This window comes from Lewinella sp. IMCC34191, from assembly GCF_003390935.1.
GTDB lineage: Bacteria > Bacteroidota > Bacteroidia > Chitinophagales > Saprospiraceae > Neolewinella.
Map to the genome: position 1 here is coordinate 303,923 of NZ_QNQZ01000008.1, position 9,129 is coordinate 313,051.

Annotated in this window: 8 protein-coding genes; 2 read left to right on the forward strand and 6 right to left on the reverse strand. The window is 59.0% G+C overall.

Annotation, left to right across the window (positions count from 1 at the left end):
- Positions 1-51 precede the first annotated feature (51 nt).
- On the forward strand, positions 52-1,797 hold the full coding sequence (locus DRW39_RS16340; RefSeq protein ID WP_116108133.1) for a glycoside hydrolase family 9 protein: 1,746 nt from the start codon (positions 52-54) through the stop codon (positions 1,795-1,797).
- 130 nt (positions 1,798-1,927) lie between these two features.
- On the opposite strand, the gene DRW39_RS16345 is transcribed toward DRW39_RS16340, so the two are convergent.
- Together DRW39_RS16345 and DRW39_RS16350 are read right to left on the reverse strand one after the other, a co-directional pair.
- Positions 1,928-2,710, reverse strand: a complete 783-nt coding sequence (locus DRW39_RS16345) for a DUF2334 domain-containing protein (RefSeq protein WP_232830170.1) — start codon at positions 2,708-2,710, stop codon at positions 1,928-1,930.
- A gap of 3 nt (positions 2,711-2,713) precedes the next feature.
- Positions 2,714-3,919, reverse strand: a complete 1,206-nt coding sequence (locus tag DRW39_RS16350) for a bifunctional alpha/beta hydrolase/OsmC family protein (RefSeq protein WP_116108134.1) — start codon at positions 3,917-3,919, stop codon at positions 2,714-2,716.
- Between the two features lie 111 nt (positions 3,920-4,030).
- On the opposite strand from DRW39_RS16350, the gene DRW39_RS16355 reads away from it, so the two are divergent.
- Entirely contained in the window at positions 4,031-4,300 is a 270-nt protein-coding gene (locus DRW39_RS16355) for a hypothetical protein (RefSeq protein WP_116108135.1), read from the forward strand.
- 310 nt (positions 4,301-4,610) lie between these two features.
- Here the strand turns inward: DRW39_RS16355 and DRW39_RS16360 are convergent, their stop codons facing one another.
- Genes DRW39_RS16360 through DRW39_RS16375 form a run of 4 tightly spaced genes read right to left on the reverse strand, consistent with a single transcriptional unit; the run spans position 4,611 to position 8,312 of the window.
- Positions 4,611-6,284, reverse strand: coding sequence for an FAD-dependent oxidoreductase (locus DRW39_RS16360; protein WP_116108136.1), 1,674 nt, complete (start codon positions 6,282-6,284; stop codon positions 4,611-4,613).
- A gap of 14 nt (positions 6,285-6,298) precedes the next feature.
- A complete protein-coding gene (locus tag DRW39_RS16365) occupies positions 6,299-7,732 on the reverse strand; it encodes an ATP-binding protein (protein WP_116108137.1) in 1,434 nt (477 codons plus the stop codon).
- Positions 7,733-7,767: 35 nt separating this feature from the next.
- On the reverse strand, positions 7,768-8,106 hold the full coding sequence (locus tag DRW39_RS16370; protein WP_116108138.1) for a type II toxin-antitoxin system PemK/MazF family toxin: 339 nt from the start codon (positions 8,104-8,106) through the stop codon (positions 7,768-7,770).
- The gene (locus DRW39_RS16375; protein ID WP_116108139.1) at positions 8,103-8,312 is read right to left on the reverse strand and encodes a hypothetical protein; all 210 of its coding nucleotides are present in this window, start codon (positions 8,310-8,312) and stop codon (positions 8,103-8,105) included. The genes DRW39_RS16370 and DRW39_RS16375 overlap by 4 nt, the downstream gene beginning before the upstream one ends.
- Positions 8,313-9,129: the final 817 nt, after the last annotated feature.

Here is a 9,129-nt window from a genome sequence, read left to right on the forward strand (position 1 = left end):
TTTTTACCTGCGCTCCGCCGCCCATATATTGTCGCGCAAAGACTCCCCTCCATGCGGAACCTCATCCTGCTTACGCTGCTTTCCCTGCTTTTTGTTGCCTGCTCGTCCGACGCCGATGACGGTCCGCCGGCCTTTGCCGACCGGGCCACGCCCGCCATTCAGCTGAATCAGGTGGGTTTCTATCCCGACCAGCCCGTACGCTTTACCTGCGCCGATACCCAGGCGGTGCGGTCGGGAGCCGCGGTGACTTCCGTTTTTTACGTAACTACCGCGGTGGGGGATTCCACGGTGTACGAGGGCACCCTGGGCGACTCGGTCGACTGGCAGGCGCTGGCCGGAGTGACCGCCCGGAACGGCACGACCGATCCCCTGCCGGTGGGTGAATACCGTATTTACGTTCCCGAGGTCGGATATTCGTATCCGTTCCGGGTGCGGGATAGCGTGCTGCAGGACGTGTTCGTGGGGTCGATGAAGGGATTGTTCTACCAGCGCGCCGGTGCCGAACTGCCGGAGGCCTACGCCGGCCGGTGGGCCAGAAAAGCCGGCCATCCCGATACGGAGGTCTACTACCATCCGTCCTCCGGCCGCTCGGAAGGAATGCTCAGCAGCCCCGGTGGCTGGTACGATGCCGGTGACTACAATAAGTACATTGTCAACGGGGCCTTTCCGCTGGGCCAGTACCTGGCGCTCTACGAAGACGTGGGCGACCCGGCCGCGGACGGATCTCTGAATATTCCGGAAAGTGGGAACGGCAAGAGCGACTACCTCGACGAGTTGAAGTACGAACTGGACTGGATGCTCACCATGCAGGACGACGACGGTGGGCTGTTCCACAAACTCACGACGCTGGAATTCGACGGTATGGTCATGCCCGAGGCCGGATCGGGGCGGCGCTACGTGGTGGGCAAAAGCATCACCGCTACGCTGAATTTTGCCGCGGCCACCGCCCAGGCGGCCCGGGTGTACCGCGACTACGATGCCGACTACGCCGACCGCCTGCTTACCGCCTCCCGGCAGGCCTGGTCGTGGGCCGGCAATCATCCCGATGCCTTCTTCCGCAACCCCGACGACGTGAGCACCGGGGAATACGGTGACCACAACGCCGACGACGAACAGGCCTGGGCCGCGGCGGAACTATTCGCCACCACCGGAGAGCAGGAATTTTACAACGACCTGCAACAGAACCCGCCGCGGGTCCGCTTCGGCCCCGGGGTAGGCTGGACCAGCTACATGGCCAATATGGCCGCCTTCACGCTACTACGCCACTCCGAGCGCGTGCCCCGGGAAATGTACGACGAGCTGGAGGGCCTGGTCGTTACGCTGGCCGACAGCCTGGTCCAGCAAACCGAACGAACGGCTTATCAGCAACCGGTCGAGGACTTTGGGTGGGGCAGTAACTCCGATGTCATGAACGCCGCCATGATCCTGGCCGCCGCCAACGAGCGCCGCTCCCGCCCGGAGTACGTCAGCACCATGCGGGACTGCATGAACTACATCCTGGGGCACAATCCGAACGCCGTCTGCTACCTGACCGGCTTCGGGACCCGGTCGCCGATGTTCATCCACCACCGGCAGAGTGCGTCCGACGGCATTGACGAGCCCGTTCCCGGTTTGCTTTCCGGCGGCCCGAACGCCGCCCAGCAGGACCGGCCCGAAACGATCTACAAACCCAACGCCGCCCCCATGCAGAGCTGGGCCGATCAGACGCCGAGCTACGCCAGCAACGAGATCTGCCTGAACTGGAACGCTCCCTTCAGCTATGTTGCGGGGTACCTGGAGCACGAGGCCGGCCGATAGCATCAGTATGCCCTTCTACCGTTCCGCGGTGATGATCCGATAACCTGACCATGACAGCCTGCAAGAGGTAAACGAGCCGGAGGAAAGCCGTTGTCCGTAATTCCGGGCTATGCTTTCGCAGCGCGATGTATTACTCACCCCGTTGCGCCAGATAGTACGCATAAGGCGTGGTAAACCGCGCTCCATCGGCGATCAGGTGATGGACGATGCGTTTGAAATCTTGCATCCGTTCGGGCTTGTCCACCCAACTTTGCGGGTGCCCCTGTATGACAAGTACCGGCGCGTTGCGATTGGACTGGTATGCCCGGAGGAATTTGTCGAAGCTCGGCACGTGGGTGGGATATTCGATATTGACCCCGGCCGTTCGCGGTAGTAGGTAGGCTCCCGTATTCGAATCATCCGCTTTATACATCCAAACTTGGAGGGAAGGGAGCTGGTGGATAGCGGCGGCGGTAGTGCTGTCCGTGGCATTGAACGGGGCGCCGAAACTGCGAAGGGGGAAGCCCAGTTTGCTTTCGGCGAGCTGTTGGGTGCGTTGGATGTGATCCAGCTGATAGGCCAGATCCGTTCCCCGGAATTCCGTGAGTTCTTCCCCCTCCGGGCCGGTCGGTTTACAGTGGCAGTACCCGTGGTTCCAGATCTCGTGGCCTTCTTCGTGCCGGGAGATGATCCAATCGAAGTACGGTGGATTATCCTCCTCCAGGCTACTACCGATGAGACCTAGGGTGGCTACCACACCCGCTTGGTTGAGATAGGTGAATACTTCCTGCCACCCCCCTGGCACCTGTCCCTCTTCAACCCTAAGATCGTCCAGCTTGAGAATGACGGTAGCTCGCCGCGTACTATCCTGCCCCCGCATCGCGCACCCCGGCAGGAACAGCGCCATCAAGAGTAAAAGGCCGGTACATTTCATGGCTCATTCGTCTTTGAGTACCGTCGATACCCGCACCGTCTCGTGGAGCGTCCGGTGCACCGGGCAGCGATCGGCGATCTGCAGCAGCCGCTCTCGCTGCTCGTCGGTTAGATCGCCCTTTAGCGTGATGACTCGCTCGAAGTGGTCAATTTTGGTTGGCTTCTCGTCGGACGCTTCCATGTCCTGGGCGTAATCTTTTTTGTGATCGAGATGTACCTCGACTTCCTCGATGACCCATTTCTTGCGGCGGGCGTACATCTGGATGGTCATGGCGGTGCAGGCGCCGAGTCCGGCACTCACCAATTCGTAGGGGCCGGGGCCGTAGTCGTTCCCGCCGACCTTCACGGGCTCATCGGCAGTCAGGTGGTGCTGGCGGACCATCACTTCCGTGGTGTACCCTTCCTCTCCCAACCGGACGGCGACATTGTGATCGCTGCGAATGGGAGCTTTTTCCGGAACGGGCAGGTAGCGATCGGACCAGCCGGCGATGACCCGACCGGTATAGTGGCTGTCGGCGTCGTCGGAGAGCAGGTGATCGGCACCGTCCAGGCTCACGAAGCTTTTGGGGTGGCGGGCCGCGGTGTACAGTTTGGCTGCTTCGTCGATGGAGACCGTCCGGTCCTGGGGGCTGTGCAGGATCAGCAGGGCGGCACCGAGCTTTTTGATGTTTTCGTCCAGGCGGTGGTTTTCCAGGTCATCGATAAACTGCTTCCCGATCTTGAACGGACGTCCACCGATATCTACCGTTGCCCTGCCTTCCGAAGTGATGGTGTCGATCTTATCCCGGAAGTGCTTCGAGACGTGGTCGGGCGCGAAGGGGGCCGCGATCGTCACCACGGCCTTGATCGAAGGAATTCGCCGGGCCGCGCACAGGACGGCTGCCCCGCCCAGGCTGTGGCCGATCAGGAGGGAAGGAGCTTCGTAGTGCTCCGTCAGGTAATTCGCGGCGTCTTCGAGGTCGGAAATGTTGGTCGTGAAAGTCGTGTCCACGAAATCGCCGTCACTTTCCCCGATGCCGGTAAAGTCGAATCGGAGCACCGCAATGCCGTGCAGGTTCAGTTCCCGGCTGATGTTGTGCATCGCGGTCAGGTTGTGCCCGCAAGTGAAGCAGTGCGCGAAGATCGCGAAGGCGTGAGGATGCCGGTTCACGGGGAAGTCGATACGGGCCGCCAGCACTTGTCCGGCGCTGTTTGAAAACGAAAGTTTCATTGTTTGAAAATGTTTTTATTAAAACATTCTGTTGTAAATATGGTCGCTATCGACTAGCTTTGTAAGACTTACATAAGCCGCTTTAGGGAGTCACTGTCTCAAATTCAAAGCATGTCAGCCCATAACACCAAAAACCCCAGTCCCACCGATGATTCGACGGGTAACCGCGAAAAAATACGGCATACCGAGCGTAAGCCCACCCAACGTCCGAAGGAGCGTGAGCGGCTTCGGGACCTCATCGTCGTATTCGTCACCTATCCCCTCACCCCGACCAAGGAAACCAATCAGCTCGCCGAGAAAAAGCCGTGGCTGGAGTTTCTATCGTTGCTGCTAAAGGTGGGCTTGGCGCTTTATGCGCTTTACGAGGCGGCGTGGAAGTAGAGTTCGCTGCGCTCACGTTAGAGGCTGCGCTGTAGAGCTCGCTTTGCTCGCGGTAGAGGCCTTCGGGGGGAGAGTTCGCTGCGCTCACGGTAGAGGCTGCGCGGTAGAGCTCGCTGCGCTCACGGTAGAGACCTTCGGGGGGGAGAGTTCGCTGTGCTCACGGTAGAGGCTGCGCGGTAGAGCTCGCTTTGCTCGCTGTAGAGGCCTTCGGCGGTAGAGCTAGCATCTACCGTGGCGAAGCTACTTTACGGACCACGAGCGAAGCGAGTGGCTCTCCACCGCGCAGCCTCTCCACCGCGCATAGCGAGCTCTAAAACTCTGCTAGATAAGCGTGCACGAACTTGATGGCCATGGCTCCTTCGCCAACTGCGGAAGCGACCCGGTTCATGGCACCGCTACGGACGTCGCCGGCGGCGAAGATGCCCGGTTGGCAGGTTTCGAGGAGGTAGGGGTTTCTTTCGAGTGGCCAGCCGTGGCTGCGTTTTTCGGTGGCGAGGAGGTCGCGGCCGGTGATGATGAAGCCGCGTTTATCGGTCATGACCTGGCCGCGTTCCAGCCATTCCGTGCGGGGACGGGCGCCGATGAAGATGAATAGGGCGTCGGCTTCGACTTCATAGGTGGAGTCGTCTTCGAGGTTCTGGAGGACGAGCCGCTGGACGTGGTCGTCGTCGCCGCAGACTTTTATTACTTCCCGGTAACCCTGTACGGAGATGTTGTCGATGGCATCGATCTGGTCGATCAGGTAGCTGGACATGCTGGAGGTCAGGTCCGGTTTGCGGATCAGGATGGTGACGGATTGGGCGTACTTCGAAAGGTATACCGCTCCCTGACCGGCACTGTTGCCACCTCCGACTACGAATACGTGGCGGTTCTCGCAGGACTTGGCTTCGGTGATGGCGGCCCCGTAGTACACGCCGGCACCGTTGAATTTATCGGCCCCCTCGGCCTCGAGCTTGCGGTACTGAACGCCGGTGGTCAGGATGACGGCCTTCGTTTTGACCGTGCTGTCATCGTCGAGGGTGAGGATCTTGTACCCGTCCCGGATCTCGATGTTGACTACCTCGCGGGGACTGACGACTTCCACGCCGAAACGCAGCGTCTGAGCCATGGCACGCCGGGTGAGTTCGGAGCCGGATAGCCCGCTGGGGAAGCCCAGGTAATTTTCGATTCGGCTGCTGCTGCCCGCCTGTCCACCGGGAGCCCGCTTTTCCACGACGAGGGTCTTCAAGCCTTCCGATCCGCCGTAGACCGCCGCGGCCATGCCAGAGGGGCCGGACCCGATGATCACGACATCGTAAAGATCATCGCTGACCGTGGCGCTCATGCCGAGTTTTTCGGCGAGATCATCCAGCTCGGGGTCGCTCATCACTTCTCCCTCCTCCGTGATTACGAGAGGGAGCTCCCGCACTTTGCACTGGTGAAGTTCGATCAGTTCCTCCCCTTTGGGGCCACGGGCATCGATCCATTCGTAGGGGAGCAGGTTGGCGGCCAGCCAATCCTTGATGTTGTGGGACTTCGGTGAGTACTGGTAACCGACTACCCGGATACCCTCGAATTCCGGACGGTAGGCCAGTTTCCAGTCTTCCAGCAATTCACCGAGGATGGGGTAAAGTTTCTCTTCCGGCGGATCCCAGGGCTTGAGCAGGTAATAATCGAGCTGCACGTCGTTGATGGCCTTGATGGCGGCGTCCGTATCGCTGTAGGCCGTAATCAGCACGCGCTTTGCGGACGGAAAGATCTCCTTTGCCAGTTCGAGAAACTCGACGCCCAGCATTTCGGGCATCCGCTGGTCGCAGAGAAAGAGAGCGATTACTTCGCCCTTCTTTTTTAAATCGGTCACCGCTTCGAGCGCTTCCTTGGCACTGGTGGTGACTACGATCCGAAAGTCGTCCTTGTACTGATTGCGCAGGTCGCGCTTTAGCGATCGCAGGACTTGCTCGTCGTCGTCGACCGTAAGAATAATGGGTTTGCGGTCTCTGGCCATAAGATATTGGGGTGCTACTGAATAGGGAAGCAAACGCGGAAAACGGTACATCCCGGCTCACTGTCGACGTTTACGTAACCGTTGTGGTGCTCGATCACGCGGCGGACAATATCGAGGCCCATGCCGGTGCCTTCGCCGATGCCCTTGGTGGTAAAGAAGGGTTCGAAAATCCGGCTTTGGATGTCTTCCGGAATACCCGGGCCGTTGTCTTGGAATTCCACGCACACGCAGTCCCGCTCCTGGAAAGTGCGCAGTGTCAATACCCCGCTACCATCGTCGGGGAGCACATCCAGCGCGTTAGAAAGTAAATTCGTCCACACTTGGTTCAGTTCCCCGGCCAGGGCTTTGATCTTTGGAATATCGCTGCCGAGTTCCTTGTTAATGCGGATCTTCTTTTTCTTAAAGGCATGGAGCAGCATGATGGTGGTGGACTTGAGCCCCTTATGGACGTCCACCATTTCCAGGCTGGGCTCCTGATCCATATGGCTGTAGGCCTTGATGGACTGCACCAGTTCGGCGATGCGTCCACTGGAAGCCTGAATTTCATTCACCAGGCTTTCGGTGGTCAGATTGGTCTCGATCCACCAAAGAATGGGTTGGATTGCCTCCTCCGGAATGGCGTTGGCGATGGATTCAAGGTCGTCCGTGCGGAAGTTCCAGTCGGCAAAGGTGTCGACGATACGATCCGCCTCCTCTACGTCGTGGTCTTCCAGCCAATCGAGCAGGTCATCTTTACGTTCTTCTCGTTCCATCAGGCCAAGCTCTTCGACGCTATCGGCATCGGCGATCCGCTCGAACAGGATTTCGTTGATCCGGTCGACGTCTTCCGCCGTCACCCGCATCGTGACGACCGACTTAAAGCGTTCCGGCGTCTGCACGAGGTGCTTGTGTAGTTCCTGGCTACTGCGGACGATCGCGGAAGCCGGGTTGTTCAGCTCGTGGGCCAGGCCGGCACTCATTTTCCCCAAGGCCATCAGCTTTTCGTCCATCAGGCGCATCTGCTGGAAATCGCGCACGCGGTTCGTCATCACGGCTACCAGCGCCTGGGTGAGTTGGTAGCTGACATTAACCATCTCCACGAAGCAGTCGCGGTGCAGTTCCAGTACTTTGGAATCTTCCAGGCAGAGGCCATCGGCCTGAGTGTCCTTCATGCGGCTGAAGGGCAGTACGCCGGTGACGTAGGGGGCCTTCCACATGCCCAGTTCCTTGCGGCGGCCGTTACTTTCCCGTTGGATGACGTAGCTGCCGGTGAGCAGGACTTGCATATGGTCCGCTGCTTCTCCGGCACTGAAAATGTGCATTCCTTTTCGGTAGCACTTATACTCGGACTTCTGGATCAGCCATTCCAGTGCTTCGGTGCGGACGTCCTTGAAGATGTCGAAGGCCCGCAGGCGATCGGTCAGATCGGCGGTCTTGGTCAGGGTATCGGGAGCGGTGGCAGTCATCATGGGTATAACCCACTAAATGACGATTTGGGTCAATCCTACAGGCCAAGAACCGACCGAATTCCCTTTACTGTCTTTTCCAGCAATGCTTCGTTGACTATGCCGATCTTGGCGATCATGCGCTTTTCACTAATGCTGCGCACCTGGTAGCAGTCGGCACTGCTCTCCTTATCCAGTCCGGTTTGCGCGTCGCTGGGCAGTTGTACCATCCAGGGAACAACGTGGTAGTGCTCTTTCCAGTTGGTGATCGGTGCCACGATGCGGAGGGGTAGGCGCCCTACGCCGTCCTGGCTCACGATGAGCGCCGGACGTTTCTTTGATATCTCCGCCCCGATGGTCGGGTCCAGGTTGATTAGCCATATTTCGCCTCGCTTCATTCTTCTTCGTTTTCCGGGGTAAAGGCCGTAAAATGTAATAGGTCCTCATCTTCCTGGTAATCCAGGTACATCACGTCACTGGCTATGGCCATCAGGCTGTGACTCCCCAGAATCCCCTCTTCGTGCAGATCATTGAGCAGCTTTTCCAGTAGCTGCATCTTCTCTTTTCCGTTCAGGTCTTCGATGCTGAGTTTATTGGGTGCCATACGTGGTGTAACGCGGAATGCGAACGGGTGTGCATTGGGCGGCGGAGCGCAGGACAAAAGCTTTGTTCTGGAAGGATGGATTTCGTTAGCTCGGGGCCTGGTTTTTGCCGGGGGCGTGGCTTTTGTGCTGGATCGGTGATTCTTAGGGGGGGAGACCCCGCGAATACTTCGCGGGTAATGAAGGTTTGACTGCGCTGCAGTCTTTAGGGCGCGCGATTGCTTTGCGGGGTTATGGAGGTTTGACTGCGCTGCGGTGGTTGGGGTCCCGCGAATGCTTCGCGGGTGATGGAGGTTTGACTGCGCTGCAGTCTTGAGGGCGCGCGATTGCTTTGCGGGGTGATGTAGGTTTGACTGTGCTGCGGCGGTGGGGGTCCCGCGAATGCTTCGCGGGTGATGGAGGTTTGACTGCGCTGCAGTCTTGAGGTCCCGCGAATGCTTTGGGGGTGATGAAGGTTTGACTGCGCTGCGGGGGTGGGGGTCCCGCGAATGCTTCGCGGGTGATGAAGGTTTGACTGCGCTGCAGTCTTAGGGCGCGCGAATGCTTTGGGGGTGATGAAGGTTTGACTGCGCTGCGGGGGTGGGGGTCCCGCGAATGCTTCGCGGGTGATGAAGGTTTGACTGCGCTGCAGTCTTTCGGGCGCGCGAATGCTTTGGGGGTGATGAAAGGTTTGACTGCGCTGCGGTCTTGGGGAGACTGTACATCCAACTGTGTCTATAACTGTTTTTGATGAATGAGTACCTCTTCTAACTCCTCGCGCAAGTTTGCGGACTTCGAGGCGGACCTGATTCAGGGTCTGATGAACAAACAACCACTGGC